Below are 16,470 nucleotides of genomic sequence, written 5' to 3'. Positions count from 1 at the left end.
ATAAAACTATACAGTTTCGTTTTCCTGCAACATTCTCCCGGGGATTGCTCTACAAGCGCCGACTGAGATCGGAGACAGCAGGCCGCCATGAGACGAATCGCTCTGTTCACCTTGATTCTGCTGTCCTGGACGTCGCTGGCGCACGCGGCCGTCGGTGCCGTGACCACCAATCCCGAAGGGCGCGATTCGCAAGCCTCGACCGATCCCGCCCTGAGCCAGGAGGCGATCGACCGCGAGCTCGACAAGTTCCGCAAGACGGAAGTATCCCTGCACCAGGCGTTGCGGATTGCCGAGAAGATTCATCCGGGCTCCAGGACCGCCGACATCAGCTTCGAAGGCGGGCTCGATATGCCCGTCTACAAGGTGCGCACCCTGCAGAGCGGGCAGATCTGGGAATCCGATATCGACGGCGCAACGGCCAAGGTGATCAATACGGCCCTGTTCTCGACCGTACAGGGATTGAGCGAGACTGACCGAAGCAGCCTCGCCGCTCTCGACACGATCAACCTCAGGATGTCTGACGCGATCAAAATCGCGGAGCGGTCCGCGGCGGGCAAGGCCATCAGCGGCGGCCTCACGACCAAGGACGGCAAGGTCGCCTTCATCATCGTCGTGGTGTGCGGCAAGAACCTGAAGCAGGTCACGCTCGAACCGACGCTGCGGCGACGCTAGTCAGTCCAGACAGAGCGCGCTGTCTGAGCGCGCGCCGCGCCGAAAGCGCGACATCATGCCTTGGCGTGAAGTGCGAGGAAGATCTTGACCCGCTCGCGCACGAAGCCCGGCATCTCCTTGCGAATGGTCTTCTCCTTCACCCCCATCAGCGCGCGCATCAACAGCGGCAGCACGATGAGGTCGATGAAGATCTCTGCCGATGCTTCCGAGGCCTTCGACGCACCTCGCTTGGCCGGCGCCGAGGAGACGCCGATCGTCTCGGCCAGCAGCACCGCGACCGGCTGCGTCGCGCGCTTGCGCGAGACCTCATGAAACTGGCAGCTCAGATCGGGAAAGCGGTAAGCCTCGCCGATCGTCACCCGCAACAATCCGAGCGACTGCTTCAGCACGCGGTCGACGATCGCAATCGCGAGCCCCACCAGCTTCTCCTGCACCGTTCCCGGCGGAGGCGTGTAGGAGGGACCGAGGTTCATCACCTCCTCGATGGAGCGCTCGACGATCGCGGCAAACAAGGCCGGCTTGCCGGCGTAGCGCGCATAGATGGTGGGCTTGCTGGCCGGCGCGCGCTCGGCGATCTCGTCGATGCTGGTGCCATCGAATCCGCGTTCGAGGAACACCTCACGCGCCGCATCGAGAATCCGTTCTTCGATGTTGCCGGCCAAGGCCTTCGGTGGCCGCCCGACCCGCCCGCGCATCGCGACCGCGCGCGCGACGTCACTTCGCTTCACCTTGGCCTGCGTGCGGGCCATACTCAACGACCTCGACTCGACATGTCAGCATGTCGATAAGGGATTACACGTTCTTGGCTGAACGGCAATAGAACGCGTAGCAGGAGCTGCTATGCGCCTCCTGTCATGCATAGTGAGGAATGCTTGTATGCCTTTTCGCCTCACGTGCCCGACACAAACAGCTCGCCGAGGTCCTCCAACACGCCGAGTGCGCCGTTGAACGTGTCATCATGGAAATAGAGGCTCCGTGTAATGAGCACGGGAACGCCGGCACGAATGGCCGCCAACAGCCCGTTACCGGAGTCCTCAATGGCGATGCAGCTCGCGGCGGGCAGATCGAGCTGAGACAGCACCTCCAGGTAGACATCCGGCGCCGGCTTCTTGCGCGCGACGTCATCGGCGGCGACGACAGCGGCGAACTTCGTTTCCCAATCCGTCCCCAGCACCGGGGCCAACAATGCGTCGATATTGACGCGAGTCGTGGTGGTGGCGATCGCGACGCGCTGTTCGCGTTTCCATGCCGCTTCGAGCAGCGCCTGAACGCCTGGGCGCAGCGCGCATCCCTTGGCGGCCATCAGGGCGGCAAACCTTTCCGTCTTGATGCGATGAAGCCGGGCGACCACCGCGTCGCTCAATGGCGGACCGGAACGACGCATCTGGTCGAACGCACGGATGCGCTCCTTGCCGCCGGCGACACGCAACAGTTCCTTGTAGATCCTGCGCCCCCAATGCCAATCGACGCCGACAGCGACGAAAGCCTCGTTGAACGCCTCCCGATGGATCTCCTCGGTCTCCGCCATCGTGCCGTCGACATCGAAGATCAGTGCGCCCGCATCGGCGATTCTTCGCCGCAGATCGTCAGATGGTGAATTCTTCACCAGCACGAGAGTCATGACTACGCCTCCGCCTCTACATTACATCTGCCTTTGCATCTGCTTTGGCGAACACCCGGCTCGCCAGAACGTCGCTCGCCTCGATAGACATGACATCATCGGGCGTCAGCACGCGATCGAGCCGCGACACCAGCCGGTTGGCCTGGCGCAGCCGGACGCGATCCAGCGCGTTACGGATCGAGCGCGCATTGGAGAATAGCGGCTGGGTGCGCCGAACGGTAATGTATTTCTCAAACGCCGCGCGCGCCTCGGGCGAGAAGCGGTAGTTCTGACCCTCCAGCATCATCTCCGCGATCGTCAGCAGCTCGGCTTCCGAATAGTCCGGGAAGTCGATGTGATGGGCGATGCGCGAGCGGAAGCCCGGATTGCTCTGGAAGAATTTCTCCATCCGGTCGGAATAGCCGGCCAGGATCACGACCAGGTCCTCGCGTTGCGACTCCATGATCTGCAGCAGGATCTCGATCGACTCCTGGCCATAGTCGCGCTCGTTCTCGGGACGGTAGAGATAATAGGCCTCGTCGATGAACAGCACACCGCCCATCGCCTTCTTCAGCACCTCCTTGGTCTTCGGGGCGGTGTGGCCGATATACTGCCCGACGAGATCGTCGCGCGTGACGCTGATGACATGACCGCGGCGGACGAAGCCGAGGCGGTGCAGGATGCCGGCCATGCGCAGCGCGACCGTGGTCTTGCCGGTGCCGGGATTGCCGGTGAACGACATGTGCAGGGTCGGAAACGTCGTCGCCAGGCCCATCTTCTGGCGGATGCGCTCCATCAGGAGCAGCGAGGCGATCTCGCGGATGCGTGTCTTCACCGGGGCGAGGCCGACCAGCTCACGGTCGAGCTGCTCCAGCACGGGTGCAATGTCGACACTTTCGAATTCGCGGCGCAGGTCGATGGTCTCGACCGCCGTCGCCTCCTTGGCATCCGCCTGCGTGGCCTGCATCATGGGCTCTTACTCCGCTTGGCCGAAGTTCGCGCACGCTGGCGGCGGACCCTCCCCGCGAACTCCGGCAAGCGGGGACGCCGTCAAAATCGGATTTAGCAACCGGACGTCATCAGTGCGGCAGACCCGACGCTGACGTTCCTGCCGCTGATTCTGCTAGGACTATCGCATACGACGATCGCTTTTTGCGCGCGTCTGCCTCCACGTCGTCATGGCCGGGCTTGTCCCGGCCATCCACGTCGTTCGGCACCCTGAGAACCACGTGGATGCCCGGGACAAGCCCGGGCATGACGGAGTTACTAACGTGCCGCATTGTTTGTCGCGACGGTGTACGTTGATGCGGATTGCCCTGCTTGATCACCGGAAACCTCAGCGCAGCGTCCGCTACGAATAGCGCTCGCCCTCGGGGCGCTCGGCGGCGTAGGACCGCGTCGAGTAACGCAGATTGCGCCCCACGGTTTCCTGGCGGTCGAGCCGGAAGCCGGGCTCGTTCTTCGGCCGGTTGACGATGAAGGACAGCCGGATCGATTCCCAGCCGTGCGAGGAGTCGAACGCCGAGACTCGGATGTAGCGGTCGCCGTAGATCTTCCGGCATTCGGCCAACTCCCGCATGATGCCGGCGGCATCGCGCAGGTCGAACATCGGCAGGCCCCACATCTCCCAATAGGTATTGCGGGGATGCGGGTCGTCGGTGAACTCGATGTTTACGGCCCAGTTCTTCTCGAGACAGTACTGGATCTGGGCCGTGATCTGATCGTCGGTGAGATCGGGCAGGAAGGAAAAGCAGCCTTGGGTGACGCGCATGATGGTGTCTCCTGATTTACGGATGCAAGCGAGCCGGTCTCCGGCTCGCTTCGCGCTCCAAATAAGAGTTAGGCAGCCGGGGTGACGGTGGGCACGAAGTCCGGCGAATCAGTCGATTCGTAGTTGAAGGTGACGTCCTTCCAGATCTCCAGCGCCTCGCGTAGCGGGGTGCAGGTCTGCGCCGCCTTGGCCAGGATCTCCGGACCCTCATGCACGTAGTCGCGCCCCTCGTTGCGGGCGAGGATCATCGCCTCCAGCGCGACGCGGTTCGCGGTAGCGCCAGCCGCGATGCCGCGGGGATGGCCGATGGTGCCGCCGCCGAACTGCAGCACGACGTCCTCGCCGAGCAGGTCGAGCAATTGGTGCATCTGGCCGGCATGGATGCCGCCGGAGGCGACCGGCATCAGCTTGTTGAGGCTCGCCCAGTGCTGGTCGAAGAATACGCCGTGCTCGAGCCGCATCGGATTGAAGTCCTCGCGGCAGATGTCGTAATAGCCGCGCGTGGTGTTCGGGTCGCCCTCGAGCTTGCCGACGACAGTACCGGCATGGATATGGTCGACGCCGGCGAGCCGCATCCATTTGGCGATGACGCGGAACGAGACGCCATGCGCGCGCTGCCGCGTGTAGGTCGAATGTCCCGCGCGGTGCAGATGCAGGATCATGTCATTGCGGCGCGCCCATTTCGCCATCGACTGGATGGCGGTGTAGCCGATCACGAGGTCTATCATGATGATCGTCGAGCCGAGCTCCTTGGCGAACTCGGCGCGCTCATACATGTCCTCCATCGTCGCCGCGGTGACGTTGAGATAGGTGCCCTTGATCTCGCCGGTCGACGCCTGCGCCTTGTTGACGGCCTCCATGCAGTACAGGAAGCGCTCGCGCCAATGCATGAAGGGTTGCGAGTTGATGTTCTCGTCGTCCTTGGTGAAGTCGAGGCCGCCCTTCAGCGCCTCGTAGACGACGCGGCCGTAATTGCGCCCCGAAAGACCGAGCTTCGGCTTGACGGTGGCGCCGAGCAGCGGACGGCCAAACTTGTCGAGGCGCTCGCGCTCGACGACGATGCCGGTCGCCGGGCCCTGGAATGTCTTCACATAGGCCACCGGCAGTCGCATGTCCTCCAGCCGCAGCGCCTTCAGCGGCTTGAAGCCGAACACGTTGCCGATGATCGACGCGGTCAGGTTGGCGATCGAGCCGGGCTCGAACAGGTCGAGATCATAGGCGATGTAGGCGAAATAGCTGCCCGGCGAGCCCGGCACCGGCTCGACCCGGTAGCACTTGGCGCGATATTTCTCCGCTGCGGTCAGGCGGTCGGTCCACACCACCGTCCAGGTCGCGGTCGAGGATTCGCCGGCGACCGCCGCGCAGGCCTCCACCGGATCGACGCCGTCCTGCGGCGTGACGCGGAACAGCGCGATGACGTCGGTATCCTTGGGCTGATAGGACGGCTCCCAATAGCCCATCTTCTTGTATTCCATCACGCCGGACTTGTAGCGATCCTTGCCGCGGACGGTGATCGAGGGGTCGTTCATGTGTTCCTCCTAACCTGTTTCGTTGTGGCTTGTTGACGTCACGCAGCTTCGGTCATTCCCCCAATTCGCGGATCGAGCGCGCCGGAGCGATAGCGCTTGGCCATATCCGACAGCGGCAGCACCTTGATCCTGGATGCGTTGCCGGCCGCGCCGAACTGCTCGAAGCGCTCGCGGCAGAGGTCGCGCATGGAATCCATCGCCGGCTTCAGGAATTTGCGCGGATCGAACTCGGCCTTCGACGACGCGCCCACTTTCCGGAAGATCGCCGTCATCGCCAGCCGGCAGTCGGTGTCGATGTTGACCTTGCGGACGCCGTGGCGGATGCCGCGGACGATCTCCTCGACCGGCACGCCCCAGGTCTGCGGCATCTCGCCGCCGAACTGGTTGAACATGTCCTGCAGGCCTTGCGGCACCGAGGAGGAGCCGTGCATGACCAGATGCGTGTTGGGCAAGCGGCGGTGGATCTCCTCGATCACGTTCATGGCGAGGATCTCGCCGTCGGGCTGGCGCGAGAACTTGTAGGCGCCATGCGAGGTGCCCATCGCGATCGCCAGCGCATCGACCTTGGTGGCGCGGACGAAATCGACCGCCTGGTCCGGATCGGTCAAGAGCTGGTCGCGGCTGACCTTGCCTTCGAGACCGTGGCCGTCCTCCTGCTCGCCGCCGCCGTGCTCGAGTGAGCCGAGCACGCCGAGCTCGCCCTCCACGGACGCGCCGACCCAATGCGCCATGTCGGTGACGCGGCGGGTGATGTCGACATTGTACTCGTAATCAGCCGCCGTCTTGGCGTCGGCCTTGAGCGAGCCGTCCATCATCACCGAGGTGAAGCCGTATTTGATGGCGGTGGCGCAGGTCGCCTCGTCATTGCCGTGGTCCTGATGCAGGCACAGCGGGATCTGCGGATACATCTCCTCCAGCGCGTCGATCATCTTCGACAGCATGATGTCGCCGGCATAGGAGCGCGCGCCGCGCGAGGCCTGGATGATCACGGGGGCGTCGACGGCGGCCGCCGCCTCCATGATCGCGAGCCCCTGCTCCATGTTGTTGATGTTGAACGCCGGCACGCCGTAGCCGCGCTCGGCGGCATGGTCCAGCAATTGTCTGAGCGTGATCCGCGCCATGATTGGTCTCCGTCGCTGTTCGGTGTTTTGTGTGTGGTGCGGCTCAGGACGCCCGCGCCCGGATGATGTTGCGCATGGCCGCATCGGCGACGGCCGCAGGCGTGATGCCGAATTCGCGGTACAGCACGTCGGCCGGCGCCGAGGCGCCGAAGCCGTGCATGCCGACGAACTCGCCGGCATCGCCGAGCCAGCGCGCCCACTCGCCCTCGATGGCGGCTTCGACGCCGATGCGCGGCGCGCTGCCGAGCACCTCCGCGCGATACTCCGCACTCTGCTTGCGGAACAGCTCGAAGCACGGTGCCGACACCACGGCCGCTTGGACCTTTTCCGCCGCCAGCAGCTTCGCCGCCTCCAGCGCGATCGCCACCTCCGAGCCGGTCGCGATCAGCGTCACGTCGCGGCCCGCTTCAGGCTCGACCACCACATAGGCACCGAGCGCCACCTTGTTGTGATCCGACGCCTCCGTGCGGAAGGCCGGCAGCGCCTGCCGCGACAGGCACAGCACCGACGGCGAGGTCTCGGCGCGCAGCGCGCAGTCCCAGGCTTCGGCGGTCTCGACCGCATCGGACGGACGAAACACCAGGAGATTGGGAATGGCGCGCAGGCTCGGCAGATGCTCGACCGGCTGATGCGTCGGGCCGTCCTCGCCGAGGCCGATGGAGTCGTGCGTCATCACATGGATGACGCGGATGCCCATCAGCGCGGCCAGACGGATCGCGGGCCGGTTGTAGTCGGCAAACGCCAGGAAGGTGCCGCCATAGGGAATGAAACCGCCATGCAGCGCGACTCCGTTCATGGCCGCGGCCATCGCGTGCTCGCGCACGCCGTAATGGACGTAGTTGCCGTCCATCGTCGAAGGTGTGACAGATTTGTGCGTCTTCGCCTTGGTCAGGTTGGAATGGGTCAGGTCCGCGGAGCCGCCCAGCAGGTTCGGCAGCACGGTCGCGATCACGTCGATCACGTTCTGCGAGGCCTGGCGCGTGGCGATCTTCGGCTTCTCGGCCGTGAGCTGAGCGATAAACTGCGCCATGCGCTCGGTGTAGGCCGCCGGCAGCTTCTTGTTGAGCGCGTCGTGGCAGGGCGAGCGGTCAGACGTGCCGAGCTTGCGCGCCCGCTCCTTCCAGGCCTGCCGCACGCTGCGGCCGCGCGCGCCGATCTCGCGCCAGCTCACCAGCACGTCGGCGGGCACCTCGAACGGACGATGCGGCCAGTGCAGCGCCGCTCGGGTCTTCTCGACCTCCTCCGGGCCAAGCGGCGCGCCATGCGCCTTCTCCGAGCCCTGCCGTCCCGGCGAGCCGAAGCCGATCGTGGTGCGGCAGGCGATCATGCTGGGACGGTCGCTCTGGCGGGCGGCCGCGATCGCGGATTCAATAGCCAGGGGATCATGGCCGTCGATGCGGCTGGTCGCCCAGCCCGAGGCCGCGAAGCGGACGAGCTGATCGTCGGAGCAGGCCAGCCCGGTCGAGCCGTCGATCGAGATGCCATTGTCATCAAACAAGACAATGAGCCGATTGAGCCGGAGATGCCCCGCGAGCGAGATCGCCTCGTGGCTGATGCCCTCCATCAGGCAGCCGTCGCCGGCGATCACATACGTATAATGATCGACCAGTTCGTCGCCGTAACGCGCGTTCATCAGGCGCTCGGCGAGCGCCATGCCGACCGCGGTCGCGATCCCCTGCCCCAGCGGCCCGGTCGTGGTCTCGACCCCCGGCGTGTGGCCATACTCCGGATGCCCCGGCGTCTTGGCGCCCCATTGCCGGAACGCCTTGATCTCGTCGATCGTCACCGCCTCGTAGCCGGTGAGATGCAGGAGCGCATAGAGCAGCATCGAGCCGTGGCCGGCCGACAGCACGAAGCGGTCGCGATCGGGCCAGGACGGATCGGCCGGATCGAACTTCATGAAACGGGAGAACAGCACGGTGGCGACATCGGCCATGCCCATCGGCATGCCCGGATGGCCGGACTTTGCCTTCTCCACCGCGTCGATCGCGAGGAAGCGGATGGCGTTCGCCATCTCGGCATGCGCCGGATCCGCCTTCGCGGCGGGCTTTTGCAGGGCGTTGGCGGTCATAGCGTGCGCCTCTTTCGGTCCATCAGTTGCATGATCATCGGGGTGAGAATGAGCTGCATGGCGAGATCGAGCTTCGAGCCATGGATCACGATCGAATTGGCACGCGACATGAAGCTGCCCTGGATCATCGACAGCAGATAAGGGAAGTCGATGCCGCGCGGATTCTTGAGGCGGATCACGACCATCGATTCATCTGGGGTCGGGATCCAGCGCGCAATGAACGGATTCGAGGTGTCGACCGTCGGCACGCGCTGGAAGTTGATGTCGGTCTCGGAGAACTGCGGGATGATGTAGTTCACATAGTCCGGCATGCGCCGCAGGATGGTATCGGTGACCGCCTCAGTGGTGTAGCCGCGCGAGGCACGGTCGCGATGCAGCTTCTGGATCCATTCCAGGTTCATCACCGGCACCACGCCGATCTTCAGGTCGGCATGCTGCGCGATGTTGACCTTCTCGGTGACGACGGCGCCGTGCAGGCCCTCGTAGAACAGCAGATCGGACTCCGCCGGCAGTTGCGTCCATTCCGTGAAGGTGCCGGGCCGGGCGTCGTACAGCCGCGCCTCCTCCTCGTCATGGACGTAGTGGCGCGTCGTGCCGGTGCCGGTCTCGGAATAGTCGCGAAAGGTCTTTTCGAGCTCCTCGAACAGATTGGTGTCGGGGCTGAAATGGCTGAAATGCTTGTTGCCGCGCTCGGCCTCCTCGACCATCTTGCGGCGCATGTCCTCGCGATTGTAGCGATGGAAGGCGTCGCCCTCGATATAGGCGGCCTTGACGTTCTCGCGGCGAAAGATGTTCTCGAAGGTCTTCTTGACCGAGGTGGTGCCCGCACCGGACGAGCCCGTGATCGAGATGATGGGATGACGACGTGACATGATTTTTCTCCGGACGTCTCGCCGAGCCGGGGAGGCTCAGCAGCGCGCGCTCAGCGGAACAGGCCGCGGCGGGCGAACAGGGGCGCATCGCTGGTTTCGAACAGCGGCTCGACGCCCTCATGCAACTGGTCGACGTCGCGCACGAGGCGGACGTCGCCCATGATCAGCGGCGCGCGCTGATGCGGCGAGCGCGCCGACAATTCGAGAATGCGCGCGCGGCCGCTCGAGGCCGAGCCGCCGGCCCATTCCATGATCAGCGCCATCGGATGCGCTTCGTAGACCAGTCGCAGCCGGCCCTCGCGATAGCCCGGGCGTGAATCGGCGGGATAGAGGAACACGCCGCCGCGCATCAGGATGCGGTAGGCCTCCGCGACCAGCGAGGCGATCCAGCGCATGTTGAAGTCGCGGCCGCGCGGGCCAGCGGCGCCGGACAGGCACTCGTCCACATAGTTGCGGACAGTGCCGCTCCAGTGCCGGCGGTTCGAGGCGTTGATCGCGAATTCCGGCGTATCCTGCGGGATGCGGATGCCCGACTTGGCGAGGATGAATTCGTGCAACGTCGGATGCAGCACGTAGAGGTCGACGCGATGGTCGATCGCGAGCACGAGGCAGGTCTGCGGGCCGTAGACGAAGAAGCCGGCGGCGAGCTGCGCGGTGCCGGGCTCGAAGAAGCTCGAGAGCACGTCGCGGCCGCGCGGCCGGATCGAAAAGATGGTGCCGACCGAGATGTTGTTCTGCAGGTTCGAGGAGCCGTCGAGCGGATCGATCGCGACACAAAGTGGGGCAGCCTCGTTGACCGTTTCGGGGCGATCACCCTCTTCCGAGAGAATGCCGGCAACGGGCGCCCGGCGCAGCGCGTCGCGCATCAGATTGTCGGCGACGATGTCGAGCGCCTTCTGGATGTCGCCATCGGTGTTGACGGTGGCGGCGCCTTCATCCACGCCGGACAGCGGGGCGATGGCGATCTGCCGCGCGAGCTCGCGCGCGGCATCGGCGAGGGCCTCGATCACCACCGCGCAATCGGCGTTCGCATTCTGCAATGCGAGATGCGCGTGCAATGTCTGATGATCCGCTTGGCTATTCATAAGTCCACTCCCTCGCCATCAGCTCCTCTGCCGGGAACTTGATGAAGCCGCACGAAAGCGTCGTGCCGCGCTGCTATCAACACACCGATTTGCCCGATTAGGGAAATTTCAATATCTTTGGATCGACCAAAGTTTTCCTTATGCGATCGACCTCTTGAGGGTTCCATGAGCCGCCACTTCTCCCGCGATCTCACCATTCGCCAATTGCGCGCGCTCGTGGCCGTGCAGAACTCGGGTTCCGTCACGTCGGCGGCCGGCCGCCTGAACCTCACGCAGCCCGCGGTCACGCTGCAGATTCGCAATCTCCAGGAGCTCGCCGGGCTGCCGCTGATCCAGCGCACCACGGATGGCATGATCCTGACCGAAGCGGGGCGCAGCGTGCTCGCGCTCGCCGAACGCGTCGAGGCGGCGCTGCTCGATTGCGAGCAGGCGCTGGACATTCTCGCCGGCCGCAGCGGCGGCCGGGTCGCGATCGGCGCGGTCTCGACCGCGAAATATTTCGTGCCGTTCGCGATCGCGGAGTTTTCGCGGCGTTTTCCCAAGATCGACGTGACCCTGCGCATCGGCAACCGCGACAGCCTGCGCGAGGCGCTGCGCGGCTACGATCTCGACATCGCCATCATGGGCCGGCCGCCCGCCGACATCCCGGTCGACATGCGCCCGTTCGGCAAGCATCCGCACATCATCATCGCGCCGGCCGGCCATCGCCTGGCGCGGCGCAAGCGCATCGCGCCCGAGGATCTCGCCGGCGAAGTGTTCATCACCCGCGAGCCGGGGTCGGGCACGCGGCTGCTGATGGAGACGTTTTTGGAGAAGCGCGGCCTGCATCCCAAGACCAGCATGGAGATGGACAGCAACGAGACAATCAAGCAGGCGGTCATCGCCGGGCTGGGCATCGCCTTCATCTCGCAGCACACCGTGGCGCACGAGCTCAGCGAGGGCCGGCTGGTCATGCTGAAGGTCGTGGGCCTGCCGATCGTGCGCCACTGGCATGCCGTCCGGCGTGCCGACAAGCTGCTGCTGCCGCCGGCGCAGGCGATGCTGGACTTCTTCGGCAAGGAAGGCGCGCGGTTCCTGCCCCGCTAAGCGCGACACCCGAAGCCCTGACGGTGCCGCATCTCGCATAATTTCGTCTCACCAGTCGATCACGAAGCGGCAGGCAGATGCCCCCATGGCCTCGCAGCTGATCTCGCGCGCCCGCGCGTTCCGATGCACCAGGGTTGCGAACAGCGTCTCGAAGGTCGCGGCGTAGAAGTCGCAGATCGGATGGTCGGCTCCCTGCACGCGGCACAACGGGCAATGGCTGATCTCGTAGATCGTCGGCCGTCCCGGGCGGGCGGTGAAGAGGCCGGTGCCGGCGAAGGTCCAGGCATGGGCCGCAATCGCACGCGACAGCGCATGGCTGGCGAGGCGCGCCGGCAGCACGCGGAGCACGCGCTGGGCGGGTTTGGGAATGCGGTGGGCGAGCAGATAGAGCGCGGTCAATTGCCCCGCCTTGAGGCTGACCGCACGGGCTGCATCTGCATCCAACGCCGCCCGCACGGCGCGATGCAGGCGGATGACCTCCGCCTCATCCACCATGTCGGCCGGCGGCGCCGCGAGATACGGCTCCAGCCCGCCGGATGCGAAGACGCGGCGCGCGTCGGTCTCGCCGCGCAGGAGGCGCAAGGCCTCCGCGGTCTGGATGATCGCATTGGGACCGATGCGCCCCGTCGCGTGATCAGAGGCGGCGGCAACGCGCGGCAGCTGAAGATGCTGGGCGCGCGTGCCGTGCATCTCAGTGCACCCTGGTCTCGGCCTCGTCGCTCATCTGCTCGGTGCCGCCGCCGCAGGCCATCACCTGCGCCTGCTGCGGTCCGGTCAGCTTGCGATTGTGGCTCGTCTTCCATTCCACCTTGCCGGGCTCGGCGCGCTTGCGCGAGGTGTCGAAGCCGAAATCAACCTTGCCCTTGGATTGCGGCCCCCAATAATTAACGCGGCCGAGATCGTAGAATTTGCGCTCGAAGCCGGACTTCAGGAACGCCTTGAGGCAGCCGAGCAGATAGCGGCGGCGCTCGCCGGAGCCGGCCCAAGGGTACGAGAACAGCGCCTTGTGCATGTAGAAGCGGCGGTAGTTGTTCATGACGCCGTCGAGTAGCTCGCCGCGGTCCATCGCGTCGGGCTTCATGATCGGGGTGACGAAATTGTACTTTTCGTAATCGAAGATCTCGACCTTGTCGCCGAGATCGCGGAACAGGTCAGAGAACGGCCACGGCGTGTACATCGCCCAGTTGGCGAGGTCGGGCTTCCAGTCCCGCGCCATCTGGTAGGTTTCTTCCAAGGTCTCGCGGGTCTCGTTCTCGAGACCGACGATGAACTGCGCCTCGACGACGATGCCGGCGTCGCGCAACAGCTGGATCGCCTTCTTGTTCTGCGCGACCGTGGTCTCCTTGTTGAAGCGGTCGAGCTTCATCTGCGCGGCGGCCTCGGTGCCGAGCGAGACGTGGATCAGGCCGGCCTTACGATAGAGCGGCAGCAGCGCCTCGTCGCGCAGGATGTCGGTGACGCGGGTGTTGATGCCCCAAAGGATCTTGAGGTCGCGGCGGATCAGCTCCTCGCAGAACGCGACGAACTTCTTCTTGTTGATGGTCGGCTCCTCGTCGGCGAGGATGAAGAAGCCGACATCGTGCTCGCGCATCAGGGTCTCGATTTCGTCGACCACCTTCTTCGGGTCACGGATGCGATAGTCGCGCCAGAATTTCCACTGCGAGCAGAAGCTGCAGGTGAACGGGCAGCCGCGCGCCATGTTGGGGATCGCGACGCGCTTGTTCATCGGGATGTAGATGTATTTGCTCCATTCGAGCACGCTCCAGTCAGGCGTGATCGCATCGAGATTCTTTACGGTCGGCGCCGCCACGGTCGCAACGACCTCGGTGCCGTCGCGATAGGCGATGCCCTTGATGCTGCGGCGATCATTGGCCCAGCGGCCGTCCTCGCGGGCGCGCATCAAATCGACGATGATCTCCTCGCCCTCGCCGCGCACGATGGCGTCGATCCACGGCGCTTCCGTCAGCACCTGCTGATACATGAAGGTTGCGTGGATGCCGCCGAGTACGGTGAGCGCGTCCGGGTGCTCCTCCTTGGCAATTTCCAGCAGTCGCTCGGCCTTGTAGATCGACGGCGTGATCGCGGTGCAGCCGATCACATCAGGCTTTTCGCTGCGCAGAAGGCTGCGGACCTGCTCCTCGGAGAGGTCGTTGGTCATCGCGTCGATAAAGCGAAGGTCGGTGAAGCCGGCGGCCTTCAGCGCGCCGGAGATGTAGGCCGCCCAGGCCGGCGGCCAGTTTCCGGCGATCTCGGCGCCGCCGGAGTGATAATTCGGATGCAGCAACAAAATCCGCACGGCGTTCTCCCCCGATTATCAATTTGTCCATACATCCTAACGTCAAGCTGGATTGACAAATTGATCTGGCGCAAACGCCGCGCGGTTTGCGCAGGCGATCAGGCCGCCTGCGCGAGTCCCATCTCGGCCCAGATCTCGGACAGCGCCGACACGAGATGCTCGATGTCCTCGTCGGAGTGATAGGGCGACGGCGTGATGCGCAGCCGCTCGGTGCCGCGCGGCACTGTCGGATAGTTGATCGGCTGCACATAGATGCCGTAGCGATCGAGCAGGATGTCGCTGATGCGCTTGCACAGCACGGGGTCGCGCACCATCACCGGCACGATGTGGCTGGGATTGTCGAGATGGCTGACACCGGCTTCATCGAGCCGGCGACGCAGCCGCGCGACGCGATCCTGGTGCCGCGCGCGCTCATGATCGCTGGCCTTGAGATGCCGGATGCTGGTCAGCGCGCCCGCGGCCACCGCCGGCGGCAGCGAGCTGGAGAAGATGAAGCCCGACGCGAAGCTGCGGACGAAGTCGCACACGGTGTTGGAGGCGGTGATATAACCGCCGATCACGCCGAACGCCTTGGCCAACGTCCCTTCGATGACGGTCAGGCGATCAGCGACACCGTCGCGCTCGGAGATGCCGCCGCCGCGCGGGCCGTACAGGCCGACGGCATGGACCTCGTCGAGATAGGTCATCGCATTGAACTCGTCAGCGACGTCGCAGACGTCGGAGATCGGCGAGATGTCGCCGTCCATCGAATAGACGCTCTCGAAGGCGATCAGCTTCGGCACCTTCGGGTCGAGATCCGACAGCTTGTCGCGGAGATCGGCAACGTCGTTGTGGCGCCAGATCCTTGTCTCGCAGCGGCTGTGGCGGATGCCCTCGATCATCGAGGCGTGATTGAGTTCGTCCGACAGGATCACGCAGCCGGGCATCCGTCCCGCGAGCGTCGACAGCGACGTCCAGTTCGAGACGTAGCCGGAGTTGAACAGCAGCGCCGCCTGCTTGCCGTGGAGATCGGCAAGCTCCTCCTCCAGGAGGATGTGGTAGTGGTTGGTGCCGCTGATGTTGCGGGTGCCGCCGGCGCCGGCGCCGCAGCGGTCGAGCGCCTCGTGCATCACTTCCAGCACCTTCGGATGCTGGCCCATGCCGAGATAGTCGTTGGAGCACCACACCGAGACCTCGCGCTCGCCATGCGGACCGCGATAGGTCGCACGCGGGAAGGCGCCGGCCTTGCGCTCGAGATCGGCGAACACGCGATAGCGTCCTTCGCGCCGGAGGCCGTCGAGTTGGCGGCGGAAATAGTCTTCGTAGTTCATGGTACTCCCCCCTGTGCTGTCGTGTTCGGATCGACCGGCGGTGTGACCGACACCGCGGCCAGTCCGGTGATGGTTTGCGCCTGCGCATCGGCGCGGGCCTGGCGATAGGCCTGGCGGAACTGCTCCTCGAGCCGCTGCCGCGCCAGCGCGGCGGCCGTCTTCTGCGCCGACATCGATGTCTTGGGCGCGGGCATGGGACGCTCTGCTTCCGGCGTGGCCGGCACGACGGCGAGCACCGGCCGCGCCATGGGCGTGACCGGCACGGATGCCGGGATGGCGACGACGGCCGCCATGACCGGCTCCGCCGGCGCGCTCCAGCGCCAGAGATTAATGACCGGCATCGGCAGCGCCATGAAGCCGTGTTCGAGCAGACCGAGCGCGATCAGCGACGCCAGCAGCGACAGCGCGACGCCATCGAAGGTCGATTTTGCGCCCAGCGCGGCAGCGGCAACCAACACGGTCGCGGTGGTCGCAGCGGCGATCGAGAACGGAAACAGCAGGTTGATCGACTTCTTGGCGAAATAGCTGCGCATGAACCGGACCTGCTGCGGCAGCAGCTCGTCATTCAGGGTGCGCACGCCGAGAAACAGATTGATCTTGGCGCTCTGCCTGAGCACCAGCAGCGCGGCGAACGTCCACCAGCTCAGCCGATTGGGGGCGCCGGATGTCACCGCGAACACCAGGCCCGCGGTCGCGATCAGCGCCAGTTCGTGATAGGCGATCGCCTGCAACGCAAAGCCGACGCGCGAGGCCGGCGTGCAATCCCGCGGGCACGGCTCGGGCCGCGGCCCGGTGATCCAGCCGGCAAGCAGCGACATCTCCACCGTGCCCCACAGCAGGATGGCACAGGTGAAGGCGCAATAGGCGCTGGCGTCCTCGGCCGACTGGCTCGACACCGCGACGCCGGACAAGGCCGCGACGAACGCCGCGGCCGTGCCCCATTTGAACGCGGCCGGGTAACGGGCGGCGAGCCCGACCAGCGCCAGCACGGCGCCGGTCGAGAACCACCAGACGAACACGACATAGGGTATGGCAATCGCGGTCGCGCCCATGTCCG

The 16,470-nt window shown here is 65.2% G+C and carries 15 protein-coding genes; 2 read left to right on the top strand and 13 right to left on the bottom strand.

Annotated elements, in window-relative coordinates; genetic code table 11:
• Positions 1-87: 87 nt before the first annotated feature.
• On the top strand, positions 88-672 hold the full coding sequence (locus ACQR0Z_RS12335) for a PepSY domain-containing protein (protein ID WP_434918790.1): 585 nt from the start codon (positions 88-90) through the stop codon (positions 670-672).
• Between the two features lie 53 nt (positions 673-725).
• Here the strand turns inward: ACQR0Z_RS12335 and ACQR0Z_RS12330 are convergent, their stop codons facing one another.
• From ACQR0Z_RS12330 to ACQR0Z_RS12290, 9 genes are all read right to left on the bottom strand, one after another.
• Entirely contained in the window at positions 726-1,421 is a 696-nt protein-coding gene (locus ACQR0Z_RS12330) for a TetR/AcrR family transcriptional regulator (protein ID WP_434856539.1), read from the bottom strand.
• Positions 1,422-1,561: 140 nt separating this feature from the next.
• The gene (locus ACQR0Z_RS12325) at positions 1,562-2,293 is read right to left on the bottom strand and encodes an HAD-IA family hydrolase (RefSeq protein ID WP_434918789.1); all 732 of its coding nucleotides are present in this window, start codon (positions 2,291-2,293) and stop codon (positions 1,562-1,564) included.
• Between the two features lie 16 nt (positions 2,294-2,309).
• A complete protein-coding gene (gene cbbX, locus ACQR0Z_RS12320) occupies positions 2,310-3,239 on the bottom strand; it encodes a CbbX protein (protein ID WP_434856540.1) in 930 nt (309 codons plus the stop codon).
• Positions 3,240-3,623: 384 nt separating this feature from the next.
• Positions 3,624-4,043 carry a ribulose bisphosphate carboxylase small subunit gene (locus ACQR0Z_RS12315; protein WP_434856007.1) on the bottom strand — a complete coding sequence of 140 codons (420 nt, stop codon included), beginning with the start codon at positions 4,041-4,043 and terminating at the stop codon, positions 3,624-3,626.
• 68 nt (positions 4,044-4,111) lie between these two features.
• Positions 4,112-5,572: a form I ribulose bisphosphate carboxylase large subunit gene (locus tag ACQR0Z_RS12310; protein ID WP_434918788.1), complete on the bottom strand. Its 1,461-nt coding sequence runs from the start codon at positions 5,570-5,572 to the stop codon at positions 4,112-4,114.
• Positions 5,573-5,610: 38 nt separating this feature from the next.
• A complete protein-coding gene (gene fba, locus ACQR0Z_RS12305) occupies positions 5,611-6,693 on the bottom strand; it encodes a class II fructose-bisphosphate aldolase (protein WP_434918787.1) in 1,083 nt (360 codons plus the stop codon).
• A 43-nt stretch (positions 6,694-6,736) separates the two neighbouring features.
• A complete protein-coding gene (tkt, locus tag ACQR0Z_RS12300) occupies positions 6,737-8,764 on the bottom strand; it encodes a transketolase (RefSeq protein WP_434918786.1) in 2,028 nt (675 codons plus the stop codon).
• Positions 8,761-9,636, bottom strand: a complete 876-nt coding sequence (locus ACQR0Z_RS12295; protein WP_434877483.1) for a phosphoribulokinase — start codon at positions 9,634-9,636, stop codon at positions 8,761-8,763. The genes tkt and ACQR0Z_RS12295 overlap by 4 nt, the downstream gene beginning before the upstream one ends.
• Before the next feature lie 50 nt (positions 9,637-9,686).
• Positions 9,687-10,721: a class 1 fructose-bisphosphatase gene (locus ACQR0Z_RS12290; RefSeq protein WP_434918785.1), complete on the bottom strand. Its 1,035-nt coding sequence runs from the start codon at positions 10,719-10,721 to the stop codon at positions 9,687-9,689.
• Between the two features lie 165 nt (positions 10,722-10,886).
• Here ACQR0Z_RS12290 and ACQR0Z_RS12285 point away from each other — a divergent pair, with 165 nt between their 5' ends.
• Positions 10,887-11,807, top strand: a complete 921-nt coding sequence (locus ACQR0Z_RS12285) for a LysR family transcriptional regulator (RefSeq protein ID WP_434918784.1) — start codon at positions 10,887-10,889, stop codon at positions 11,805-11,807.
• Between the two features lie 48 nt (positions 11,808-11,855).
• Here ACQR0Z_RS12285 and bchJ read toward each other — a convergent pair whose 3' ends face one another.
• The 4 genes from bchJ to puhE all read right to left on the bottom strand — a co-directional run bounded on the left by bchJ (position 11,856) and on the right by puhE (position 16,465).
• Positions 11,856-12,497, bottom strand: a complete 642-nt coding sequence (gene bchJ, locus ACQR0Z_RS12280) for a bacteriochlorophyll 4-vinyl reductase (protein WP_434918783.1) — start codon at positions 12,495-12,497, stop codon at positions 11,856-11,858.
• Position 12,498: 1 nt separating this feature from the next.
• Positions 12,499-14,103, bottom strand: a complete 1,605-nt coding sequence (bchE, locus tag ACQR0Z_RS12275; protein WP_434918782.1) for a magnesium-protoporphyrin IX monomethyl ester anaerobic oxidative cyclase — start codon at positions 14,101-14,103, stop codon at positions 12,499-12,501.
• A 98-nt stretch (positions 14,104-14,201) separates the two neighbouring features.
• Positions 14,202-15,413, bottom strand: a complete 1,212-nt coding sequence (gene hemA / locus ACQR0Z_RS12270; protein ID WP_434877488.1) for a 5-aminolevulinate synthase — start codon at positions 15,411-15,413, stop codon at positions 14,202-14,204.
• Entirely contained in the window at positions 15,410-16,465 is a 1,056-nt protein-coding gene (gene puhE, locus ACQR0Z_RS12265; RefSeq protein WP_434918781.1) for a putative photosynthetic complex assembly protein PuhE, read from the bottom strand. The genes hemA and puhE overlap by 4 nt, the downstream gene beginning before the upstream one ends.
• Positions 16,466-16,470 lie beyond the last annotated feature (5 nt).

It is taken from the genome of Bradyrhizobium sp. HKCCYLS3077, from assembly GCF_051167555.1.
Taxonomy (GTDB): Bacteria; Pseudomonadota; Alphaproteobacteria; order Rhizobiales; family Xanthobacteraceae; genus Bradyrhizobium.
This window is presented reverse-complemented; position numbering and strand designations above follow the sequence as displayed.

Excerpts from the sequence above, each read along its gene's own strand:
- ACQR0Z_RS12335 (WP_434918790.1), top strand. The coding sequence starts at position 88 with ATGAGACGAATCGCTCTGTTCACCTTGATTCTGCTGTCCTGGACGTCG.
- ACQR0Z_RS12330 (WP_434856539.1), bottom strand. The coding sequence starts at position 1,421 with ATGGCCCGCACGCAGGCCAAGGTGAAGCGAAGTGACGTCGCGCGCGCG.
- ACQR0Z_RS12325 (WP_434918789.1), bottom strand. The coding sequence starts at position 2,293 with ATGACTCTCGTGCTGGTGAAGAATTCACCATCTGACGATCTGCGGCGA.
- cbbX (WP_434856540.1), bottom strand. The coding sequence starts at position 3,239 with ATGCAGGCCACGCAGGCGGATGCCAAGGAGGCGACGGCGGTCGAGACC.
- ACQR0Z_RS12315 (WP_434856007.1), bottom strand. The coding sequence starts at position 4,043 with ATGCGCGTCACCCAAGGCTGCTTTTCCTTCCTGCCCGATCTCACCGAC.
- ACQR0Z_RS12310 (WP_434918788.1), bottom strand. The coding sequence starts at position 5,572 with ATGAACGACCCCTCGATCACCGTCCGCGGCAAGGATCGCTACAAGTCC.
- fba (WP_434918787.1), bottom strand. The coding sequence starts at position 6,693 with ATGGCGCGGATCACGCTCAGACAATTGCTGGACCATGCCGCCGAGCGC.
- tkt (WP_434918786.1), bottom strand. The coding sequence starts at position 8,764 with ATGACCGCCAACGCCCTGCAAAAGCCCGCCGCGAAGGCGGATCCGGCG.
- ACQR0Z_RS12295 (WP_434877483.1), bottom strand. The coding sequence starts at position 9,636 with ATGTCACGTCGTCATCCCATCATCTCGATCACGGGCTCGTCCGGTGCG.
- ACQR0Z_RS12290 (WP_434918785.1), bottom strand. The coding sequence starts at position 10,721 with ATGAATAGCCAAGCGGATCATCAGACATTGCACGCGCATCTCGCATTG.
- ACQR0Z_RS12285 (WP_434918784.1), top strand. The coding sequence starts at position 10,887 with ATGAGCCGCCACTTCTCCCGCGATCTCACCATTCGCCAATTGCGCGCG.
- bchJ (WP_434918783.1), bottom strand. The coding sequence starts at position 12,497 with ATGCACGGCACGCGCGCCCAGCATCTTCAGCTGCCGCGCGTTGCCGCC.
- hemA (WP_434877488.1), bottom strand. The coding sequence starts at position 15,413 with ATGAACTACGAAGACTATTTCCGCCGCCAACTCGACGGCCTCCGGCGC.
- puhE (WP_434918781.1), bottom strand. The coding sequence starts at position 16,465 with ATGGGCGCGACCGCGATTGCCATACCCTATGTCGTGTTCGTCTGGTGG.